Annotated in this window: 18 protein-coding genes; 16 read left to right on the top strand and 2 right to left on the bottom strand. The window is 50.8% G+C overall.

What is annotated here, in order from left to right; genetic code table 11:
- Window positions 1-19 precede the first annotated feature (19 nt).
- Complete coding sequence (gene glnD, locus D6029_RS05480) at window positions 20-2,692, bottom strand: bifunctional uridylyltransferase/uridylyl-removing protein GlnD (protein WP_120063827.1); 2,673 nt, start codon at window positions 2,690-2,692, stop codon at window positions 20-22.
- A gap of 62 nt (window positions 2,693-2,754) precedes the next feature.
- Window positions 2,755-3,549 carry a type I methionyl aminopeptidase gene (map, locus tag D6029_RS05485; RefSeq protein WP_120063796.1) on the bottom strand — a complete coding sequence of 265 codons (795 nt, stop codon included), beginning with the start codon at window positions 3,547-3,549 and terminating at the stop codon, window positions 2,755-2,757.
- A 312-nt stretch (window positions 3,550-3,861) separates the two neighbouring features.
- Between map and rpsB the strand changes: the two genes are divergently transcribed.
- The 16 genes from rpsB to dnaE all read left to right on the top strand — a co-directional run bounded on the left by rpsB (window position 3,862) and on the right by dnaE (window position 22,399).
- Window positions 3,862-4,587 (top strand): 30S ribosomal protein S2, encoded by a 726-nt coding sequence (gene rpsB, locus D6029_RS05490; protein ID WP_120063797.1) that lies wholly within the window; start codon window positions 3,862-3,864, stop codon window positions 4,585-4,587.
- Window positions 4,588-4,740: 153 nt separating this feature from the next.
- Window positions 4,741-5,592, top strand: coding sequence for a translation elongation factor Ts (gene tsf / locus D6029_RS05495; protein WP_064556808.1), 852 nt, complete (start codon window positions 4,741-4,743; stop codon window positions 5,590-5,592).
- A 143-nt stretch (window positions 5,593-5,735) separates the two neighbouring features.
- A complete protein-coding gene (gene pyrH / locus D6029_RS05500; protein WP_120063798.1) occupies window positions 5,736-6,461 on the top strand; it encodes a UMP kinase in 726 nt (241 codons plus the stop codon).
- Between the two features lie 172 nt (window positions 6,462-6,633).
- On the top strand, window positions 6,634-7,191 hold the full coding sequence (gene frr / locus D6029_RS05505; protein WP_120063799.1) for a ribosome recycling factor: 558 nt from the start codon (window positions 6,634-6,636) through the stop codon (window positions 7,189-7,191).
- A 110-nt stretch (window positions 7,192-7,301) separates the two neighbouring features.
- Window positions 7,302-8,501, top strand: a complete 1,200-nt coding sequence (gene ispC, locus D6029_RS05510) for a 1-deoxy-D-xylulose-5-phosphate reductoisomerase (RefSeq protein ID WP_120063800.1) — start codon at window positions 7,302-7,304, stop codon at window positions 8,499-8,501.
- Window positions 8,502-8,687: 186 nt separating this feature from the next.
- Window positions 8,688-9,440, top strand: a complete 753-nt coding sequence (gene ispU / locus D6029_RS05515; RefSeq protein ID WP_120063801.1) for a (2E,6E)-farnesyl-diphosphate-specific ditrans,polycis-undecaprenyl-diphosphate synthase — start codon at window positions 8,688-8,690, stop codon at window positions 9,438-9,440.
- Between the two features lie 18 nt (window positions 9,441-9,458).
- Window positions 9,459-10,316 (top strand): phosphatidate cytidylyltransferase, encoded by an 858-nt coding sequence (gene cdsA / locus D6029_RS05520; RefSeq protein WP_120063802.1) that lies wholly within the window; start codon window positions 9,459-9,461, stop codon window positions 10,314-10,316.
- A gap of 11 nt (window positions 10,317-10,327) precedes the next feature.
- Entirely contained in the window at window positions 10,328-11,680 is a 1,353-nt protein-coding gene (rseP, locus tag D6029_RS05525; RefSeq protein WP_120063803.1) for a sigma E protease regulator RseP, read from the top strand.
- Window positions 11,681-11,712: 32 nt separating this feature from the next.
- A complete protein-coding gene (bamA, locus tag D6029_RS05530) occupies window positions 11,713-14,124 on the top strand; it encodes an outer membrane protein assembly factor BamA (RefSeq protein ID WP_120063804.1) in 2,412 nt (803 codons plus the stop codon).
- A 118-nt stretch (window positions 14,125-14,242) separates the two neighbouring features.
- Window positions 14,243-14,743: a molecular chaperone Skp gene (gene skp / locus D6029_RS05535; protein ID WP_120063805.1), complete on the top strand. Its 501-nt coding sequence runs from the start codon at window positions 14,243-14,245 to the stop codon at window positions 14,741-14,743.
- A 3-nt stretch (window positions 14,744-14,746) separates the two neighbouring features.
- On the top strand, window positions 14,747-15,772 hold the full coding sequence (gene lpxD, locus D6029_RS05540) for a UDP-3-O-(3-hydroxymyristoyl)glucosamine N-acyltransferase (protein ID WP_120063806.1): 1,026 nt from the start codon (window positions 14,747-14,749) through the stop codon (window positions 15,770-15,772).
- 116 nt (window positions 15,773-15,888) lie between these two features.
- Window positions 15,889-16,344 carry a 3-hydroxyacyl-ACP dehydratase FabZ gene (gene fabZ, locus D6029_RS05545; protein ID WP_064516336.1) on the top strand — a complete coding sequence of 152 codons (456 nt, stop codon included), beginning with the start codon at window positions 15,889-15,891 and terminating at the stop codon, window positions 16,342-16,344.
- 3 nt (window positions 16,345-16,347) lie between these two features.
- Window positions 16,348-17,136, top strand: coding sequence for an acyl-ACP--UDP-N-acetylglucosamine O-acyltransferase (gene lpxA / locus D6029_RS05550; RefSeq protein ID WP_120063807.1), 789 nt, complete (start codon window positions 16,348-16,350; stop codon window positions 17,134-17,136).
- Window positions 17,137-18,285 (top strand): lipid-A-disaccharide synthase, encoded by a 1,149-nt coding sequence (gene lpxB / locus D6029_RS05555; protein WP_120063808.1) that lies wholly within the window; start codon window positions 17,137-17,139, stop codon window positions 18,283-18,285.
- A complete protein-coding gene (rnhB, locus tag D6029_RS05560; protein WP_120063809.1) occupies window positions 18,282-18,878 on the top strand; it encodes a ribonuclease HII in 597 nt (198 codons plus the stop codon). The genes lpxB and rnhB overlap by 4 nt, the downstream gene beginning before the upstream one ends.
- Window positions 18,879-18,916: 38 nt before the next feature.
- Complete coding sequence (gene dnaE, locus D6029_RS05565; protein ID WP_120063810.1) at window positions 18,917-22,399, top strand: DNA polymerase III subunit alpha; 3,483 nt, start codon at window positions 18,917-18,919, stop codon at window positions 22,397-22,399.
- Window positions 22,400-22,402 lie beyond the last annotated feature (3 nt).

A 22,402-nucleotide genomic window follows, 5' to 3' on the forward strand; every position in this document is an offset into this window, starting at 1 on the left:
TGACGAAATTAACAGACTGTTATTTATCGTTTGGATTAAGGGCCGCTGTCAACCGTTGCTGTACTTCCTGTTGCAACTCATCATTAAGAGCACGCCGGTCGGCGGTGGCTATTATAAATAAATCTTCTACTCGCTCACCAATTGTCGTAATTCTTGCGCCATAAAGCGAAATTCCAAGATCCGCGAACACTTCCCCGACACGCGCTAATAACCCTGGCTGATCTAACGCAATCAGCTCGAGGAAGTTGCGTCTGTCGGTATGTGTGGGCAGGAAATTCACTTCGGTATCGACGGTAAAGTGGCGCAGTTTAGCCGACTGGCGGCGCGGTTGCGGCGGTTGCCAGGTTGCCTGGGTAATCGCCTGTTCAAGGCTGTGGCGGATGAGATCGTGCCTGTCGGCGGAAAGCGGGCTGCCGTCCGGTTCGAGCACAATAAAGGTGTCCATGGCCATGCCGTCGCGGGTGGTAAAGATTTGCGCGTCGTGAACACTGAGATTGCGTCTGTCGAGTTCAGCACAAACCGCAGCAAACAGGTGTGGCCTGTCGGGGCTCCAGATGAAAATCTCTGTGCCGCCGCGAGTGGCCTGCGGGCTGAGTAAAATCATCGGTTTACTGAGATCGTGTTTCAGCAAATGACGAGCGTGCCAGGCAATTTGGTTCGGCGTATGGCGGACAAAATAATTCGCCCGACAGCGACGCCAGATATGATGCAGCGCCTCTTCGTTGATGTTGTCCATACGCAACAAGGCCAGCGCTTGCAACTGGTGATGGCGCACGCGTTCGCGCATATCCGGGCTGTTTTGCATTCCGCGACGCAGCTGTTTTTCGGTGGCGAAGTACAGCTCGCGCAACAGGCTTTGTTTCCAGCTATTCCACAGGGTTTCGTTGGTGGCGCAGATATCGGCAACGGTCAGGCAAACCAGGTAGCGCAGGCGGTTCTCGGTCTGCACTTCTTCAGCAAATTGCTTGATGACTTCCGGATCCTGAATATCACGGCGCTGGGCGGTCACGGACATCAATAAATGCTGGCGTACCAGCCAGGCGACGAGCTGCGTTTCGCGTGAGTTCAGGCCGTGTAGTTCGGCAAATTTTAAAACGTCCTGCGCGCCGAGCACCGAGTGATCGCCACCGCGACCTTTGGCGATGTCGTGGAACAGGGCGGCAATCAGAATCAGTTCCGGATGCGACAGGCGCGGCCACAAATCGACGCATAAAGGGTGTTTCGGACGCGTTTCTTCTTTGGCGAAACTTTCCAGTTTTTGCAGCACCCGAATCGTGTGTTCATCAACGGTATAGGCGTGGAACAGATCGAACTGCATCTGACCGACAATGTGCGACCACTGCGGCATGTAGGCCCACAACACGCTGTGGCGGTGCATCGGTAGCAGGGCGCGGCTTACGGCTCCAGGATGACGCAATATCGTGAGAAACAGGTCGCGCGCTTCAGGGATGTAGCAAAGCGGCTGCGCAAGATGACGGCGAGCATGGCGCAAATGGCGCAAGGTGGTGGAGTAAATTCCGCTGATATCGCGGTTACGTACCATCATGTAAAACATGCGCAGAATCGCCTGTGGCTCGCGCATAAACAGCGTTTCGTCGCGCAGGTCAATCAAAGTGCCGCGTAGCTGGAAATCATCATCGAGCGGACGCGGTTTTTCGCTGGCATCCAGCGCCAGAATCGCTTCGTCAAACAGCTGCAACAGCATCTGGTTAAGTTCGCCGACGCGGCGGGTCACACGATAGAAATCTTTCATCATGTGTTCGACCGGCTGGTTGCCTTCTCCGCTGTAATTCAGGCGCTGGGCGACGCTAAGCTGGCGGTCGAACAATAAACGGTTGTCGTAGCGGTTCACTTCAAGGTGCAGCGCAAAGCGAATGCGCCACAGCAGATACTGACATTCGTCGAGTTCGTTGCGTTCAGCTTCGGTTAAAAAGCCAAAGCCGACCATTTCGCTCAGGGACGTTGCGCCAAAGTGGCGGCGGGCGACCCATTGCAGCGTGTGAATGTCGCGCAAACCCCCAGGGCTGCTTTTGATGTCCGGCTCGAGGTTGTAACTGGTGCCGTGGTAACGCTGATGGCGCTCGTTTTGCTCATCAATTTTGGCGGCAAAAAATTTGGCTGACGGCCAGAAACCATCGCTAAATATGTGTTTTTGCAGTTCAAGGAAGAGGGCGACATCGCCAATTAACAGGCGCGATTCAATCAGATTGGTGGCGACGGTTAAATCCGACAGGCCTTCGAGCAGACACTCTTCCAACGTGCGCACGCTGTGGCCGACTTCCAGCTTTACGTCCCACAAAAGGGTGAGCAGTTCGCCGATTTTTTGTGCTTGCGTTTCGGTCAGACGTTTGCGACTTAGGATCAGCAAATCAATGTCGGACAATGGATGAAGCTCGCCGCGCCCGTAACCGCCAACGGCAACCAGGGCGGTTTCGGCGACGTCGCCAAAGCCGTAACTGATCCATAGGCGTTGCAAGAGCTGGTCGATGAATTCGGTGCGCGCGTCCATCAGTTTTTCAGCGGAAATGCCGCCATCAAATGCGCGTCCAAGCCATTGCTGGAACAAGTCGATACGGGCTTTTATCTGAGCACAATTAAGCTCCGAATCAGACCAGTTGACGGGGTATTCAGGTTGCCCGGAAATCTCAGGAAGCACCGTGGTCGCATACTGCTCGGGTAAACTCTGTGTCATGTCGCCATCCATAAAAAAAGCCGGCATAGGCCGGCTTCGATTGCTGACTTGCGCCAGGCGAATCACTCGTTATGCGAAATCACATTCGGGATGGTGTCATCTTTACGCAATGTGAGAATTTCGCAGCCGTTATCAGTCACCACAATAGTATGCTCGTATTGTGCAGACAAGCTGCGATCTTTGGTTTTCACCGTCCAACCGTCTTTCATGGTGCGAATACGGTAATCACCCGAGTTCACCATCGGCTCGATGGTGAAAGTCATGCCAGGTTGCAGCACTACGCCGCTGTCGTCCGCGTCATAATGCAGAACTTGTGGCTCTTCATGGAATACGCGACCGATGCCGTGCCCGCAGTACTCGCGAACCACAGAAAAACCTTCAGCTTCGACGAATTTCTGAATAGCCGCGCCGAGGGTACGCAGACGAATGCCTGGTTTAACCATGCGCAGTGACAAATACAGGCTTTCTTGAGTCACACGGCACAGACGCTCACCAAGAATGGTCGGTTTGCCCACGAGGAACATTTTTGAGGTGTCGCCGTGATATTCGTCTTTGATAACGGTAACGTCAATGTTGACGATATCGCCATCTTTCAGAAGCTTAGCGTCGTCAGGAATGCCATGACAAACCACTTCGTTAATGGAGATGCACACGGATTTTGGGAAACCGTGGTAGCCCAGACACGCAGAAATTGCCTGCTGTTGGTTAACGATATAATCGTTACAAATACGGTCGAGTTCGCCAGTGCTGACGCCCGGTTTCACGTGGGGTTCGATCATTTCCAGCACTTCAGCGGCAAGTCGGCCCGCAACGCGCATTTTTTCGATTTCTTCAGGTGTTTTAATTGAGATAGCCATTAATTCTGTCCGCAGGTGTCGTCATAATCGACAATAATTGAGCAGTTAGTGGGGCAATGTTATCAGGGCGTACGATCGGTGCCAAATCGAGAATCAATGTCCGCACAATCTACCAACAACTATTGGAGTCCTGGTCTGTTTTATGGTATAAAGCGCGCCGGACTTGTATTCCGATTTTTCGGATACAGCCAACACTCTCACTTTGTGTAAATAACACACACGTATCGACACATATTCCGGGGTGCCCTTTGGGGTCGGTAATATGGGATACGTGGAGGCTTAACCCCATACTTTTATATAGAGGTTTTAATCATGGCAACTGTTTCCATGCGCGACATGCTCAAGGCTGGTGTTCACTTTGGTCACCAAACCCGTTACTGGAACCCGAAAATGAAGCCTTTCATCTTCGGCGCACGTAACAAAGTTCACATCATCAACCTTGAAAAAACTGTACCTATGTTCAACGAAGCTTTGGCTGAACTGAGCAAGATTTCTTCTCGTAAAGGCAAAATCCTTTTCGTTGGTACTAAGCGCGCAGCAAGCGAACCAGTAAAAGACGCTGCTCTGAGCTGCGATCAGTTCTTCGTGAACCATCGCTGGTTGGGCGGTATGCTGACTAACTGGAAAACAGTTCGTCAGTCCATCAAACGTCTGAAAGATCTGGAAATTCAATCTCAAGACGGTACCTTCGAGAAGCTGACCAAGAAAGAAGCACTGATGCGTACCCGTGAGCTGGAGAAGTTGGAAAACAGCCTGGGCGGTATCAAGGATATGGGCGGTCTGCCGGATGCTCTGTTTGTAATCGACGCCGATCACGAACACATTGCAATCAAAGAAGCGAACAACTTGGGTATCCCAGTATTCTCTATCGTTGATACTAACTCCGATCCAGATGGCGTTGATTTCGTTATCCCTGGTAACGACGATGCAATCCGTGCTGTAACCCTGTACCTGGGTGCTGTAGCTGCTACCGTACGTGAAGGCCGTTCTCAGGATCTGGCTTCTCAGGCAGAAGAAAGCTTCGTAGAAGCTGAATAATAAGGTTTGCTCTTATTTGAGCTCTTATTAACCAGGTATTGAATAGTTTGGTTAGGGGGCCTGTCTCAGGCCCCCTTTTTATTTTGAGCCAGGGTTCGTCTGTACCGTGAACCAGGGCTTATCTCTCTCTACGAGATAACCGAGGATTTTAGAATGGCTGATATTACTGCTGCTCTGGTAAAAGAACTGCGTGAACGTACTGGCGCAGGCATGATGGATTGCAAAAAAGCACTGACTGAAGCTAATGGCGACATCGAGCTGGCAATCGAAAACATGCGTAAATCTGGTGCGATCAAAGCAGCTAAGAAAGCAGGCAACGTAGCTGCTGACGGCGTGATCAAAACTAAGATTGCTGACGGCTATGCTGTGATTCTGGAAGTTAACTGCCAGACTGACTTCGTTGCTAAAGATGCTGGTTTCCAGGCATTCGCTGACAAAGTACTGGACGCAGCTGCTGCTGGTAAAGTGACTGACGTTGAAGTTCTGAAAGCACAGTTCGAAGAAGAGCGTGTTGCACTGGTTGCTAAAATCGGTGAGAACATCAACATCCGTCGCGTTTCAGTACTTGAAGGCGACGTTTTGGGTAGCTACCTGCACGGTGCTCGCATCGGTGTTCTGGTTGCAGCTATTGGCGCAGACGAAGAGCTGGTTAAGCAAATTGCAATGCACATTGCTGCAAGCAAGCCAGAATTCGTTAAGCCAGAAGACGTGTCTGCTGAAGTGGTAGAGAAAGAATACCAGGTTCAGCTGGACATCGCTATGCAGTCTGGCAAGCCAAAAGAAATCGCAGAGAAAATGGTTGAAGGCCGTATGAAGAAATTCACCGGTGAAGTTTCTCTGACTGGTCAGCCTTTCGTTATCGACCCAAGCAAAACTGTTGGTCAGATTCTGAAAGAGCACAATGCCGACGTGAATGGCTTCATCCGCTTTGAAGTGGGCGAAGGCATCCAGAAAGTTGAGACTGACTTCGCAGCAGAAGTTGCTGCAATGTCCAAGCAGTCTTAATTTTTAAGGGAGCCGCCAATTGGCGGTTCCTTTTTATCTGGCACTAAAAAATCAGTCTGCTCTGATACAGAACTTGCTGATATGCGGCACCATATCGCTAGAATTAACCATCCCCATTCGTTGACTGTTCCCAGGAAAGAATCATGGCTACCAATGCAAAACCTGTCTACAAACGCATTCTGCTCAAGCTAAGCGGCGAAGCGCTGCAAGGTACCGAAGGCTTCGGTATTGATGCAAGCATCCTTGATCGTATGGCTCAGGAAATTAAAGAGCTGGTTGAATTGGGTATTCAGGTCGGGGTCGTGATTGGTGGTGGCAACTTATTCCGCGGTGCTGGCCTTGCGAAAGCAGGTATGAACCGTGTTGTGGGCGACCACATGGGCATGCTGGCAACCGTCATGAACGGCCTGGCAATGCGTGATGCGCTTCATCGCGCCTATGTGAACGCCCGCTTGATGTCCGCTATTCCATTGAATGGCGTGTGTGATAACTACAGCTGGGCAGAGGCCATCAGCCTGCTGCGTAATAACCGCGTCGTTATCCTGTCAGCTGGCACCGGCAATCCGTTCTTTACCACTGACTCTGCTGCGTGTCTGCGTGGTATTGAGATTGAAGCCGACGTTGTATTGAAAGCCACAAAAGTCGATGGCGTGTTTACTGCTGACCCAGTGAAAGATCCGACGGCCACACTTTGTGAGCAGCTGACTTATACCGAAGTGTTGGAAAAAGAGCTGAAAGTCATGGATCTTGCGGCATTCACCCTTGCTCGTGACCATAAAATTCCGATTCGTGTTTTCAACATGAACAAACCAGGTGCGCTTCGCCGTGTTGTGATGGGCGAAAAAGAAGGCACATTGATCACTGAATAATTTCAGTCGATGCTGAATCAGGGTAAGATTCGTTTTTATTTGCTCTGATTAGTTTGAGTAGCAGGCAACCCTAAAGGGCGCCATGAATAAACAAGGCTATACTTAGCACGCAGCGTCTGCTTCGCGGCGTAAAGTGTGGTCTGGCATAAACCAGTTTTCAAGGACTCGTAACGTGATTAGCGATATCAGAAAAGATGCCGAAGTGCGTATGGAAAAATGCGTAGAAGCATTCAAAAGCCAAATCAGTAAAATCCGTACCGGCCGTGCCTCTCCGTCCCTGCTGGATGGGATCATTGTGGAATATTACGGTACTCCAACTCCACTGCGCCAACTGGCAAGTGTCACGGTTGAAGATTCACGTACGCTGAAAATCAACGTGTTTGACCGTTCTCTGAGCCAGGCTGTTGAGAAGGCCATTATGACTTCCGACCTGGGTCTGAACCCAAGTTCTGCGGGTAGCGACATTCGTGTTCCACTACCAGCGCTGACTGAAGAACGTCGTAAAGACCTGATCAAAATTGTTCGTGGCGAAGCTGAAGGCGCGCGCGTTGCAGTGCGTAACGTTCGCCGTGACGCTAACGACAAAGTTAAAAATCTGCTGAAAGATAAAGAGATCAGCGAAGATGACGATCGTCGTTCCCAGGATGACGTTCAGAAAATGACTGATGCCGCTATCAAAAAAGTGGACTCCGCTCTGGCAGAGAAAGAAGCCGAGTTGATGCAGTTCTAATCCGTTGAAATGACGGATCAAACGCCGTATGCAAGCCGTGACTCACGTCACGTGAATTGTCTACGGCGTTTTTTATTTGATTATTCATACTAAAAACTCCAGAGCGTCCCATGAAGCAACTGACCATTCTTGGCTCTACCGGATCTATCGGTACCAGTACCCTTAGTGTTGTTCGTCATAATCCTGACAAATTCTCCGTCGTGGCATTAGTTGCCGGGAAGAATGTCACGCGAATGGCTGAACAATGCCTGGAGTTCAAGCCACGTTGGGCGGTGATGGATGATGAAGTTTCTGCGAGCCAACTGCGTCGTCTGCTAAAAGAGCATGGGAGTGCAACTGAAGTTCTTTCCGGGCAGCATGCCGCATGTGAGATGGCCGCTCTGGATGAAGTGAACCAAGTAATGGCAGCGATTGTCGGGGCGGCAGGATTGTTACCTACGCTGGCTGCGATTGGCGCAGGCAAGCAAGTTTTGCTGGCCAACAAAGAGTCACTGGTGACATGCGGGCGTTTATTTATGGACGCGGTGCAGCGCAGTAAAGCTCAGTTGCTGCCTATCGACAGTGAACACAACGCTATTTTTCAGAGTTTGCCCGAAACAATCCAACAAAACCTCGGGTACGCTGAACTTGAGAGTAATGGCGTTTCGTCGATTATTCTTACCGGATCAGGTGGCCCATTCCGCGAGACACCATTAGGTGAGCTTGCCGCGATGACGCCGGACCAGGCTTGTAGCCATCCGAACTGGTCGATGGGACGAAAAATTTCTGTCGATTCGGCCACCATGATGAACAAAGGTCTCGAATACATTGAAGCTCGCTGGCTATTCAATGCATCAGCTAAACAAATGGAAGTATTGATCCATCCGCAGTCGGTTATCCATTCGATGGTTCGCTATCGTGATGGTAGCGTGCTGGCGCAGTTAGGCGCGCCAGACATGCGCACTCCAATTGCACACGCTATGGCATTTCCTGAGCGCGTACAGTCGGGGGTTGAACCGCTCGATTTTTGTAAGATTGGGACTTTCACCTTCATGGAACCCGACTATCACCGCTATCCTTGTTTGAAGCTGGCGATGGAAGCGTTCGAGCAAGGGCAGGCCGCGACAACTGTGTTGAATGCGGCCAATGAAGTCGTTGTTGAAGCGTTCTTACAAGAGCAATTGCGGTTTACAGACATTGCTGCCCTAAACCGTGCCGTTCTTGATAGCGTCGAACTGACAGAGCCAAAAAGTGTAGAAGAAGTCCTGGCGGTTGATGCAAAAGCACGCGAAGTCGCCCGAAATCTGGTGACGCGTATCTCAACCCGATGATTATTCATCCGGCTGATGTACCTCCATTTGTTAGCTCTGTGCTTCAGTGATATAGTCTGCGCCATCTTTTAGTCAGGAAAAGCTGGCTGAATGATTGGGAAGCCGTGTTATAGCACGGCTTTTTTATGTTAAAGCTGAAATCATTTTGAGTACCGCTTAATCCATATCTGGGAATAATTACGCGTTATGTTGTCTGCAAACCAACAAAAGAGCGAAACACAATCTGAGCATGGCGCGCGTCATGTTGCCATTATCATGGATGGCAATGGTCGCTGGGCAAAGCTTCAGGGGAAGATGCGAGTTTCCGGCCATAAAGCGGGAGCGAAATCTGTTCGCAGAGCGGTGAGTTTTGCCGCAAATAATGGTATTGATGCGCTGACACTCTATGCTTTCAGTAGTGAAAACTGGAATCGCCCGGCTCAGGAAGTAAGCGCACTGATGGAATTGTTTGTGTGGGCTTTAGATAGCGAAGTCAAAAGCTTGCATCGTCACAATGTCCGTCTGCGCATTATCGGTGATACCAGCCGATTCAATGCACGCCTGCAAGAACGTATTAATAAAGCCGAAGCCTTAACCAGTGCCAATACAGGCTTGACCCTCAATATCGCCGCGAACTATGGCGGACGTTGGGATATTATTCAGGGAGTGCGGCATCTTGCCGAGCAGGTGCAGGAAGGTTTGCTGCGCCCTGATCAGATTGATGAAGAGTTGCTGAGTCAGCAAATCTGCATGAATGAACTGGCTCCTGTAGATTTAGTAATTAGGACGGGGGGAGAGCACCGTATTAGTAACTTTCTGATTTGGCAGATTGCCTACGCAGAACTTTATTTTACCGATGTTCTTTGGCCTGATTTCGATGAACAAGACTTTGAAGGTGCGCTAAATGCTTTTGCAAATCGAGAGCGTCGTTTTGGTGGCACGGCACCTGGTGGTGAGTAAGCCTGTTGGGGGTCACTTTTGCTAAAGTATCGCCTGCTTTCTGCGTTTATTTTAATCCCGGTGGTGATAGCCGCGTTATTCTGGCTTCCACCTGTAGGATTTGCCATTACAACCCTCGTGGTCTGTATGCTCGCAGCCTGGGAATGGGGACAATTAGCAGGTTTTAAAGCTCGCTCTCAGCGCGTGTGGCTTGCTGTTTTGTGTGGTCTGGTATTGGCTCTGATGCTATTCGCATTGCCAGAATATCAGCGCACCGTCCATATCCCGCTCATTGAAGCATCGCTCTGGGCTTCCTTAGCCTGGTGGTTTGCGGCATTGCTGCTGGTGCTTTTCTATCCGGGTTCTGCATCCATTTGGCGTAATTCTAAAACGCTACGCCTGATATTCGGTGTATTAACGATTGTGCCATTCTTCTGGGGCATGATTGTGCTGCGCAACTGGCACTACGATATCAATCATTACACCGGCTCAATCTGGTTGTTATACGTGATGGTCTTGGTCTGGGGCGCGGACTCCGGTGCATATATGTTTGGCAAAATGTTTGGCAAACATAAGCTGGCTCCGAAAGTGTCTCCGGGCAAAACCTGGCAGGGCTTCTTTGGTGGGCTGTTCACCTCTGCGGTAATTTCACTGCTGTTTGGCATGTGGGCGAATCTTGATGTGGCACCGGTTATTCTGCTGACTTGCTCAGTGATTGCTGCATTGGCCTCGGTGCTGGGTGATTTAACTGAAAGTATGTTTAAGCGTGAAGCAGGGATTAAAGATAGCGGTCACTTGATCCCCGGTCATGGTGGTATCCTAGACCGCATTGATAGCCTCACAGCAGCAGTACCGGTATTTGCCTGTCTGTTATTGCTGGTATTCAGGACGATTTAACGGAAGGTTATATGCTGAGCTTACTCTGGAATTTGGCTGCATTTATTGTTGCACTGGGCGTATTAATTACCGTGCATGAGTTCGGCCATTTTTGGGTAGCTCGCCGCTGTGGCGTTAAAGTAGAGCGCTTTTCCATTGGTTTTGGTAAAGCGCTCTGGCGCCGTTCTGACCGCCACGGTACAGAATTTGTCATCGCCCTAATCCCCCTGGGCGGTTATGTCAAAATGCTTGATGAACGTGTCGAGGCCGTTGCCCCGGAACTGCGCCATCAAGCCTTCAATAACAAAACCGTTTCTCAACGAGCCGCAATTATTGCGGCTGGTCCGATTGCCAACTTTATCTTCGCTGTGTTTGCCTACTGGCTTGTGTTTATCATTGGTGTCCCTGGCGTTCGTCCTGTTGTTGGTGAAATTACGCCCAACTCGATTGCGGCCGAAGCACAAATTGCACCAGGCATGGAACTTAAAGCGATAGATGGTATCGAAACGCCTGATTGGGAATCAGTTCAACTCGCGTTGATGGCTAAGATTGGCGATGACAGTGTCAAGGTGACAATGGCCCCGCTGGGCTCGAATTTGCGCAGTGAAAAAACGCTGGATTTGCGCCACTGGGAGTTTGAGCCAGAAAAGCAGAATCCGATTACTTCACTGGGTATCGGGCCACGCCGTCCGCAAATTGAAACGACGCTACAAGAAGTGCAGCCAAATTCCGCTGCGAGCAAAGCGGGTTTGCAAGCCGGTGACAGGATCGTTAAAGTCAACGGTGCGGCTCTGACACAGTGGACAGAATTTGTTAGTCAGGTGCGTGACAATCCAGGTCACCCACTGGAGCTAGAAATAGAAAGACAAGGGGCGCTCTTGTCTTTAACGCTGATACCGGATACAAAACCGGGTAATGCGAAGCCTGAAGGGTTTGCGGGTGTGGTTCCAAAGGTTATCCCGCTGCCTGAAGAGTATAAAACAGTACGCCAGTATGGGCCGTTTGCCGCTGTTGCGGAAGCCACGGATAAAACCTGGCAACTGATGAAGCTGACGGTCAACATGCTGGGAAAATTAATAACCGGTGACATCAAGCTCAATAACCTCAGTGGGCCAATCTCCATAGCTCAAGGGGCAGGTATGTCGGCGGAATCGGGGTTGATTTACTACCTGATGTTCCTGGCGCTGATTAGCGTCAATCTGGGGATAATCAACCTGTTTCCGTTACCCGTCCTCGACGGGGGGCATCTGCTCTTTTTGGCGATTGAAAAGCTGAAAGGTGGGCCGGTTTCCGAGCGAGTTCAAGACTTTAGTTACCGCATTGGCTCTATATTGCTGGTGCTGTTGATGGGGCTTGCACTTTTCAATGATTTCTCTCGGTTTTAGAGAGAATAGGTTAGGAAGAACGCATAACAACGATGGCGATGAAAAAGTTGCTCATAGCGTCGCTGCTGTTTAGCAGCGCCACCGTATACGGTGCAGACGGGTTCGTAGTGAAGGATATTCATTTCGAAGGCCTGCAGCGAGTCGCCGTCGGTGCGGCCCTCCTCAGCATGCCGGTTCGCGTAGGCGATACTGTCTCTGACGAGGATATCAGTAATACTATTCGTTCACTTTTTGCTACCGGGAACTTCGAAGATGTCCGGGTACTTCGTGATGGCGAAACGTTAGTTGTTCAGGTGAAAGAGCGCCCGACAATTGCGAGTATTACCTTCTCTGGTAACAAGTCCGTGAAGGACGACATGCTGAAACAGAATCTTGAGGCTTCTGGTGTGCGTGTCGGTGAATCTCTGGACCGCACAACCCTGGCCGATATTGAAAAAGGCCTTGAAGATTTCTACTACAGCGTTGGTAAGTACAGTGCCAGCGTTAAAGCCGTTGTTACGCCTCTACCGCGTAACCGTGTTGACCTGAAACTGGTATTCCAGGAAGGCGTCTCGGCCAAAATTCAGCAAATCAACATCGTCGGCAACCATGCGTTTACCACTGATGAACTGATCTCGCACTTCCAGTTGCGTGATGAAGTGCCGTGGTGGAACGTGGTGGGTGACCGTAAATACCAGAAACAGAAACTGGCGGGCGACTTAGAAACGCTGCGCAGCTACTACCTGGATCGCGGTTATGCACGTTTTAATATCGATTCTACTCAGGTCAGTCTGACGCCTGATAAGAAAAGCATTTACGTGACTATCAACGTGACAGAAGGCGATCAGTACAAGATTGCTGGTGTGACGGTGAACGGTAATTTGGCAGGGCACTCAGCAGAAATTGAAACGCTGACTAAACTGAAACCCGGCGAACTTTATAACGGCACCAAAGTGACCAAGATGGAAGACGACATCAAGAAGTTGTTGGGTCGTTATGGTTACGCCTATCCGCGTGTACAAACGCAGCCTGAAATCAACGATGCAGATAAGACTGTAAAACTGCATGTAAACGTTGATTCCGGTAACCGTTACTACGTGCGTAAAATTCGCTTTGAAGGCAACGACACCAGTAAAGATGCTGTTTTGCGTCGCGAAATGCGTCAGATGGAAGGCACCTGGCTGGGTAGCGACCTGGTTGATTCAGGCAAAGATCGTCTGAACCGTCTTGGCTACTTCGAAACGGTAGACGTTGATACACAGCGCGTGCCAGGTAGCCCTGACCAGGTTGATGTTGTCTACAAAGTTAAAGAACGTAACACCGGTAGCTTCAACTTCGGTATCGGTTACGGTACTGAAAGTGGTATCAGCTTCCAGGTTGGTGTTCAGCAGGATAACTGGTTAGGTACGGGTTATTCTGTCGGCATCAACGGGACGAAAAACGATTATCAGACATATGCTGAATTGTCGTTAACCGACCCGTACTTTACAGTTGATGGTGTGAGCCTCGGCGGTCGTGTCTTCTACAATGACTTTAAAGCAGACGATGCGGACCTTTCTGACTACACCAACACAAGTTACGGTGTGGATGGAACGCTTGGCTTCCCGGTAAACGAGAACAACACGTTACGTTTGGGCTTAGGTTATGTGCACAACGACCTGTCCAACATGCAGCCGCAAGTAGCGATGTGGCGTTATCTGGATTCAGTCGGTCAAACAGCTAGCACATCATCTGATGACAATGGCTTTGCCGCAGATGACTTCACCCTGAACTATGGCTGGACGTACAACAAGCTTGACCGTGGTTACTTCCCAACAGAAGGTTCACGAGTCAACTTGAACGGCAAAGTGACCGTACCAGGCTCTGATAACGAGTTCTATAAAGTCACGTTGGATACCGCGAGCTACTTCCCAATTGATGAAGATCATAACTGGGTAATGTTAGGTCGTACCCGTTGGGGCTACGGTGATGGCTTTGGCGGTAAAGAAATGCCGTTCTATGAGAACTTCTATGCCGGTGGTTCCAGTACCGTTCGTGGCTTCCAGTCCAATAACATCGGTCCGAAAGCGGTCTATATTGGCGGCGCAGGGAACGATAATTGCGACCAGTCTGGTGGCTATTGTTCATCTGATGATGCGGTCGGTGGTAACGCAATGGCAGTGGCAAGTTTAGAACTTATCACGCCAACACCGTTCTTGAGCGAGAAGTATGCGAACTCGGTTCGTACTTCTCTGTTCATGGATGCGGGTACTGTTTGGGATACCAACTGGCAAAATACTGCTGATATGAGAGCGGCTGGGGTGCCTGATTACAGCGACCCAAGCAACATTCGTATGTCCGCAGGTATCGCATTGCAATGGATGTCGCCTCTGGGACCGTTGGTGTTCTCTTACGCCCAACCGTTCAAGAAATACGAAGGCGACAAAGCAGAACAGTTCCAGTTTAACATTGGTAAAACCTGGTAATTGTTCTGTGCGAAGGAATGCGTAAAGCAATGAACGTTGACGCCAGTTCGCGAAATGCAGAACTGGCGCGCGTAAAAAGAGTGTCTTAGGGCACATACGGGATGGTAAGGAGTTTATTGTGAAAAAGTGGTTATTTGCCGCAGGTCTTGGCCTCGCTATGGCTGCATCAGCCAGCGTTCAAGCAGCTGACAGCATTGCTGTAGTAAACATGGGTAATCTGTTCCAACAGGTTGCACAGAGCACCGGTGTGTCTAAAACTCTGGAAAACGAGTTCAAAGGCCGCGCAGGCGAACTGCAAAATATGGAAGGCGATCTGCAATCCAAAATGCAAAAGCTGCAACGTGATGGTTCTACCATGAAAGCTGCTGACCGTAGCAAAATGGAAAAAGATCTGATGGCTCAACGTCAACAGTTCCAGACCAAAGCTCAGGCATTCGAGCAAGACCGTAACCGTCGTTCTGGCGAAGAACGCGCTAAACTGGTTACTCGTATTCAGAGTGCTGTGAAGAAAGTTGCTGACGACAAAGGCTACGACGTAGTTCTGGATGCTAACACCGTTGCTTATGCAGGCAGCAGTGTAAAAGACATCACTTCAGATGTTCTGAAACAGGTTAAATAAGTAATGTCTTCAATTCGACTGGCTGATTTAGCCCAGCAGTTGGATGCAGAATTGCACGGTGATGGCGAACTCGTCATCACCGGCGTTGCATCTATGCAATCGGCCCAGGCTGGCCAAATTACTTTCATGGTAAACCCGCGTTACCGTGAGCAATTGGCTGTTTGCCAGGCTTCTGCCGTCGTAATGACTGAAGCCGATCTTCCATTCGCACATAGCGCAGCACTGGTAGTGAAGAATCCCTACCTGGTTTACGCTCGCATGGCACAAATTCTTGATTCCACGCCGCAACCGGCTCAAAACATCGCACCTACTGCGGTCATTGATGCTGATGCGAAGCTTGGAAATAACGTGGCAATTGGCGCTAATGCAGTTATCGAATCTGGCGTCGTGCTGGGTGATAACGTTGTCATTGGCGCAGGCTGCTTCGTCGGTAAAAACACCAAAATTGGTGCAGGCACTCGCCTGTGGGCGAATGTGTCGATTTACCACGAAATCCAGATTGGTGAACAGTGCCTGGTTCAATCCGGCACCGTCATTGGTTCAGATGGTTTTGGCTATGCTAACGATCGCGGCAATTGGGTGAAGATCCCCCAGCTTGGCCGAGTGATCATTGGCGATCGCGTTGAAATCGGCGCCTGTACCACTATTGACCGTGGTGCGCTGGACGACACGATTATCGGCAATGGTGTTATCATTGATAATCAATGCCAGATTGCACATAACGTTGTGATTGGCGACAATACTGCCGTTGCTGGTGGTGTAATCATGGCGGGTAGCCTGAAAATTGGCCGCTACTGCATGATTGGTGGTGCCAGCGTTATCAATGGTCACATGGAAATCTGCGATAAAGTCACCGTGACTGGAATGGGCATGGTTATGCGCCCTATCACAGAGCCGGGGGTTTATTCTTCAGGCATTCCGTTACAGCCGAACAAAGTGTGGCGTAAAACAGCCGCGTTGGTGATGAATATCGACGAGATCAGCAAACGCTTGAAATCCGTTGAGAAAAAAATCAATCAACAAGACTAAAAGTCACCCGCCCAAGACGCGTTAGTGCTTACTGATTTGCGGCCTGCTAGCTATCCCGAGATAGTCGCAGGCCGTGTTATTATTGTCATTTGGTACATTTAGACAGGAAGAGTATCTTGACTACCGACACTCATACTCTGCACATCGAAGAGATTTTAGAACTTCTGCCGCACCGTTATCCGTTCTTACTGGTTGATCGCGTGCTGGATTTTGAAGAAGGTCGTTTTTTACGTGCAGTAAAAAACGTCACTGTAAACGAGCCGTTTTTCCAGGGCCACTTCCCTGGTAAACCGATTTTCCCGGGTGTGCTGATTCTTGAAGCGATGGCGCAAGCCACCGGTATTCTTGCGTTTAAAAGCGTAGGCAAACTGGAACCTGGTGAGCTTTATTACTTTGCTGGTATCGATGAAGCACGTTTCAAACGTCCCGTCGTGCCAGGCGACCAGATGGTCATGGAAGTCACTTTCGAGAAAACCCGCCGTGGTCTGACGCGCTTCAAAGGCGTGGCAACTGTTGACGGTAAAATTGTCTGCGAAGCAACTATGATGTGTGCCCGCAGCCGGGAGAGCTAATACGTGATTGATAAATCCGCCTTTATTCATCCATCTGCCATTGTGGAAGAAGGTGCCGTTATCGGTGCTAACGTCCATATTGGTCCGTTTTGTATTGTTGGTCCGCATGTCGAGATCGGTGAAGGTACCGTTCTGAAATCTCATGTTGTGGTAAATGGTCACACGACTATTGGCCGTGACAATGAGATTTACCAGTTCGCGTCCATTGGTGAAGTTAACCAGGATCTTAAATATGCTGGTGAACCGACACGTGTGGAAATTGGCGATCGCAACCGCATTCGCGAAAGCGTCACCATCCATCGTGGAACAGAGCAGGGCGGTGGTTTGACGAAGGTGGGTAGTGATAACTTGCTGATGGTCAATGCGCACGTGGCGCATGACTGCACAGTCGGTAATCGCTGTATCCTCGCAAATAACGCAACGCTTGCGGGTCACGTTTCTGTTGATGATTTCGCTATCATCGGCGGCATGACTGCGGTGCACCAGTTCTGCATTATTGGTGCACACGTTATGGTGGGCGGTTGTTCCGGTGTGGCGCAAGACGTTCCACCGTATGTGATTGCGCAGGGCAACCACGCAACGCCGTTTGGGGTCAACATCGAAGGCCTGAAGCGCCGTGGGTTCAGCAGAGAAGCCATTCATGCTGTCCGCAATGCGTATAAGATTCTCTATCGCAGCGGTAAGACCTTCGAAGAAGCCAAGCCAGAAATCGCTCTCATTGCCGAGCAGCACCCTGAAGTGAAAGCTTTTGTTGAATTCTTCGAACGTTCAACACGTGGTCTGATTCGCTAAATGAAGCCTGGTCGTCCGCTTACGATTGCCCTGGTCGCCGGAGAAACTTCCGGCGATATTCTTGGTGCAGGTCTGATTCGTGCTCTCAAAGCCCGGGTTCCTGATGCTCGCTTTGTGGGCGTCGCTGGGCCTTTGATGCAAGCTGAAGGTTGTGAAGCCTGGTATGAAATGGAAGAACTGGCTGTGATGGGCATTGTTGAAGTGCTCGGTCGTCTGCGCCGTTTACTTCACATTCGTGCCGATCTCACCCGTCGCTTCACCGAGTTGCAGCCAGACGTTTTCGTCGGTATTGATGCGCCTGATTTTAATATCACGCTCGAAGGCAGCCTCAAAAAGCAGGGTATTCGTACCATTCATTACGTCAGCCCTTCAGTGTGGGCATGGCGCCAAAAACGCGTTTTCAAAATTGGTAGAGCAACGGATTTAGTGCTCGCCTTTCTGCCTTTTGAAAAGGCGTTTTACGATAGATTCAATGTCCCGTGCCGTTTTATCGGTCATACCATGGCGGATGCCATGCCGCTTGATCCCGATAAAAATGCCGCCCGCGCGACGTTAGGTATTTCCCCTGATGCGAAATGCCTGGCGTTATTGCCCGGTAGCCGTGGCGCAGAAGTTGAAATGCTCAGTGCTGATTTCCTTAAAACAGCTCTTTTGTTGCGTGAGCGTTTCCCCGGACTGGAAATTGTCGTGCCGTTGGTCAATGCCAAACGCCGTGAACAATTTGAGCGCATTAAAGCAGAAGTCGCTCCTGACCTGACAATGCACCTGCTCAATGGGCAAGGGCGCGAAGCGATGGTGGCGAGTGATGCCGCATTGCTTGCATCAGGCACCGCTGCACTTGAGTGCATGCTGGCAAAATGCCCGATGGTCGTTGGCTATCGCATGAAGCCGTTTACTTTCTGGCTGGCGAAACGCCTGGTGAAAACCGATTACGTTTCTCTGCCGAATCTGCTGGCTGGACGCGAACTGGTCAAAGAGTTACTGCAGGAAGAGTGTGAGCCAAATGCACTTGCGAAGGCGCTGGGGCCATTGCTTGAAGATGGCGCGCAAAGCCATCAAATGCATGACACCTTCCGCGATTTGCATCAGCAGATTCGTTGTAATGCCGATGAACAGGCGGCAGACGCCGTGCTGGAGCTTGCTCAATGATTGAATTTATTTACCCGCACACGCATTTGGTTGCGGGTGTTGATGAAGTGGGCCGTGGCCCGTTAGTGGGTGCGGTCGTCACTGCTGCGGTCATTCTTGATCCACTCAATCCGATTGTAGGGCTGGCTGACTCAAAAAAACTCTCCGAAAAGCGCCGTAATGCGCTTTATGAAGAAATCATCGAAAAGGCGCTGTCCTGGAGCCTTGGCCGCGCTGAACCGGAAGAGATTGATCAATTAAACATTCTTCATGCCACTATGCTCGCAATGCAGCGTGCGGTTGCTGGCCTGAGTGTGGTGCCTGAATATGTGTTGATTGATGGCAATCGCTGCCCTGCGTTACCGATGCCTTCGCTGGCGGTGGTAAAAGGCGATAGTCGAGTTGCAGAAATTAGCGCGGCATCAATAATTGCCAAAGTGACGCGCGATCGTGAAATGGCAGAGCTTGATATCTGTTTTCCGCAATATGGTTTTGCCCAACACAAAGGCTACCCTACCGCTTTCCATCTGGAAAAGCTGGCAGAGCATGGTGCGACTGAACATCATCGTCGTAGTTTTGCTCCGGTCAAACGCGCTCTCGGACTGGCGTCCTGATTTGCGGACGTATGTTATACCTCTAAACGGAATGAGAAATGGCTGAACCACGTTTCGTACACCTGCGGGTGCACAGCGACTACTCAATGGTTGATGGCCTGGCAAAAACTGCTCCGCTGGTAAAAAAAGCCGCGGCGATGGGAATGCCAGCCATTGCTATCACCGATTTCACCAACCTTTGTGGGCTGGTGAAATTCTATGGTGCTGCCCATGGCGCGGGCCTCAAGCCGATTATTGGTGCTGACTTTAACGTAGCAAACGAATTGCTGGGCGATGAGCTTAGCCATTTAACCGTGCTCGCCACCGATAATATCGGTTATCAAAATCTCACGTTACTCATCTCCAAAGCCTATCAACGCGGCTATGGCGCGGCGGGTCCGATTATTGACCGCACATGGCTTGCTGAGTTAAACGAAGGGCTGCTCCTGCTTTCTGGCGGGCGCATGGGGGATATTGGCAAAAACTTGTTGCGTGGAAATGCGGCACAGCTCGATTTGTGTCTTGAATTCTACCAGCAGCATTTTGCCGATCGCTTCTATCTGGAACTGATTCGTACCGGTCGTCCGGACGAAGAAACTTATCTCCATGCCGCCGTCGCTTTAGCGGACGAACGCGGCCTGCCAGTTGTGGCGACCAACGACGTCAGATTCATTGAGGCGACAGACTTCGACGCCCATGAAATCCGCGTGGCGATTCACGATGGTTTTACGCTCGACGATCCTAAACGCCCACGAAATTACTCTTCGCAGCAGTATCTGCGTACCGAAGAGGAAATGTGCGAGCTGTTCTCTGATATTCCGGAAGCTCTGGAAAACAGCGTAGAAATCGCCAAACGTTGTAACGTCACGGTGCGCCTCGGCGAATACTTCTTGCCGCAATTCCCGACCGGTGAAATGTCGACCGAAGACTTCCTGGTCATGAAATCAAAGGAAGGCCTCGAAGATCGTCTGGAGTTCCTGTTCAAAGATCCTGAAGAACGTGCGGGAAAAAGAGTGCCGTACGACGAGCGTCTGGACATTGAGCTTAAAGTTATCAACCAGATGGGCTTCCCTGGCTACTTCCTGATCGTAATGGAATTTATCCAGTGGTCGAAGGATAACGGCGTGCCAGTTGGCCCGGGCCGTGGTTCTGGTGCTGGATCTTTAGTGGCTTATGCCCTGAAGATCACCGACCTTGATCCGCTGGAGTTTGATCTGCTGTTCGAACGTTTCCTTAACCCGGAACGTGTTTCGATGCCTGACTTCGATATCGACTTCTGTATGGAAAAACGCGATCGGGTTATCGATCACGTGGCAGAAATGTACGGGCGTGAAGCGGTATCTCAGATTATTACCTTCGGTACGATGGCGGCAAAAGCGGTAATCCGCGATGTGGGCCGTGTACTGGGGCATCCTTACGGCTTTGTCGATCGTATTTCTAAGCTCATTCCGCCCGATCCGGGAATGACGCTGGCAAAAGCATTCGAGGCCGAACCGCAGCTTCCTGAAATCTATGAGGCTGACGAAGAAGTTAAAGCGCTGATCGACATGGCGCGCAAACTTGAAGGCGTAACACGTAACGCCGGTAAACACGCCGGTGGTGTGGTTATCGCACCAACAAAGATTACCGATTTTGCCCCGCTGTATTGCGATGATCAGGGGCAAAACCCAGTCACCCAGTTCGATAAAAACGATGTGGAATATGCGGGCCTGGTGAAGTTTGACTTCCTCGGCTTGCGCACGCTGACCATCATCGACTGGGCGTTGAAGATGATCAACCCGCGTCGGGCGAAGCAGGGATTAGAGCCGATTGATATTGCGGCTATCCCGCTCGAAGACAAGAAAAGCTTCGACATGCTGCAACGCTCGGAAACTACTGCGGTGTTCCAGCTTGAATCCCGCGGCATGAAAGATCTGATCAAGCGTCTGCAGCCTGACTGCTTCGAAGATATGATCGCACTGGTAGCGCTGTTCCGCCCAGGCCCGCTGCAATCGGGCATGGTTGATAACTTTATCGACCGTAAGCATGGGCGTGAAGCTATCTCTTACCCGGATATTCAGTGGCAGCATGAAAGCCTGAAACCGGTGCTGGAACCGACCTACGGCATCATCCTGTATCAAGAACAGGTTATGCAGATTGCACAGGTGCTGGCGGGCTATTCGCTCGGCGGCGCGGACATGTTGCGTCGTGCGATGGGTAAAAAGAACCCGGTCGAGATGGCGAAGCAGCGTGGCGGTTTTGAAGATGGCGCGAAATCCCGTGGTATCGACGGCGAACTGGCGATTAAAATCTTCGATCTGGTAGAGAAATTCGCGGGTTACGGCTTTAACAAATCGCACTCAGCTGCCTATGCACTGGTTTCTTACCAGACGCTGTGGCTAAAAGCGCACTATCCGGCAGAATTTATGGCCGCAGTAATGACTGCGGATATGGATAACACCGAGAAAATTGTCGGCCTGGTCGACGAATGCTGGCGCATGGGGCTGAAAATTTTGCCGCCGGATATTAACTCCGGGCTGTACCATTTCCACGTCAATGACGACGGGGAAATTGTTTATGGTATTGGCGCGATTAAAGGTGTCGGTGAGGGCCCGATTGAAGCGATAATTGAGGCGCGTAACGAAGGCGGTTACTTCCGCGAGCTGTTTGACCTTTGCGCGCGTGCTGACGTTAAAAAGCTCAATAAGCGTATCCTCGAAAAGTTAATTATGTCCGGGGCGTTTGACCGCCTCGGGCCGCACCGCGCTGCGTTGATGAATGCGCTGCCTGATGCGCTTAAAGCGGCTGACCAACACGCCAAAGCCGAAGCTATCGGCCAGGTGGATATGTTCGGTGTGCTGGCCGATGAGCCGGAGCAAGTTGAGCAGTCCTACGCCAGCGTGACTCCGTGGCCTGAACAAGTGGTGCTGGATGGCGAGCGTGAAACGCTAGGTCTATACCTGACAGGCCACCCGATCACGCAGTACCTGAAAGAAATTGAGCGCTATGTCGGTGGCATGCGCCTGAAAGAGATGCACCCGACAGAACGTGGTAAAATGACCACGGCTGCGGGTCTGGTGATTGCTTCGCGGGTGATGGTGACCAAACGTGGCAATCGCATTGGCATCTGTACTCTGGATGACCGTTCTGGTCGCCTGGAAGTGATGCTATTCACAGATGCGTTAGAAAAGTACCAGCATCTGTTGGAAAAAGACCGTATCCTGATCGTCAGTGGACAGGTCAGCTTTGATGACTTCAGCGGTGGCCTTAAAATGACCGCTCGCGAAGTTATGGACATAGACGAAGCCCGCGAAAAGTATGCGCGTGGGCTTGCTATCTCGCTGACGGACAGGCAAATTGATGACCAGCTTTTGAACCGTCTCCGTCAGTCTCTGGAACCCCATCGTTCGGGGACCATTCCAGTACATCTCTACTATCAGAGAGCGGATGCACGAGCACGTTTGCGCTTTGGCGCGGCATGGCGTGTTTCCCCAAGCGATCGTTTGCTCAATGAGCTTCGCTCGCTGATAGGCTCGGAGCAGGTGGAACTGGAGTTTGACTAATAC

This window comes from Buttiauxella izardii, from assembly GCF_003601925.1.
Taxonomy (GTDB): domain Bacteria; phylum Pseudomonadota; class Gammaproteobacteria; order Enterobacterales; family Enterobacteriaceae; genus Buttiauxella; species Buttiauxella izardii.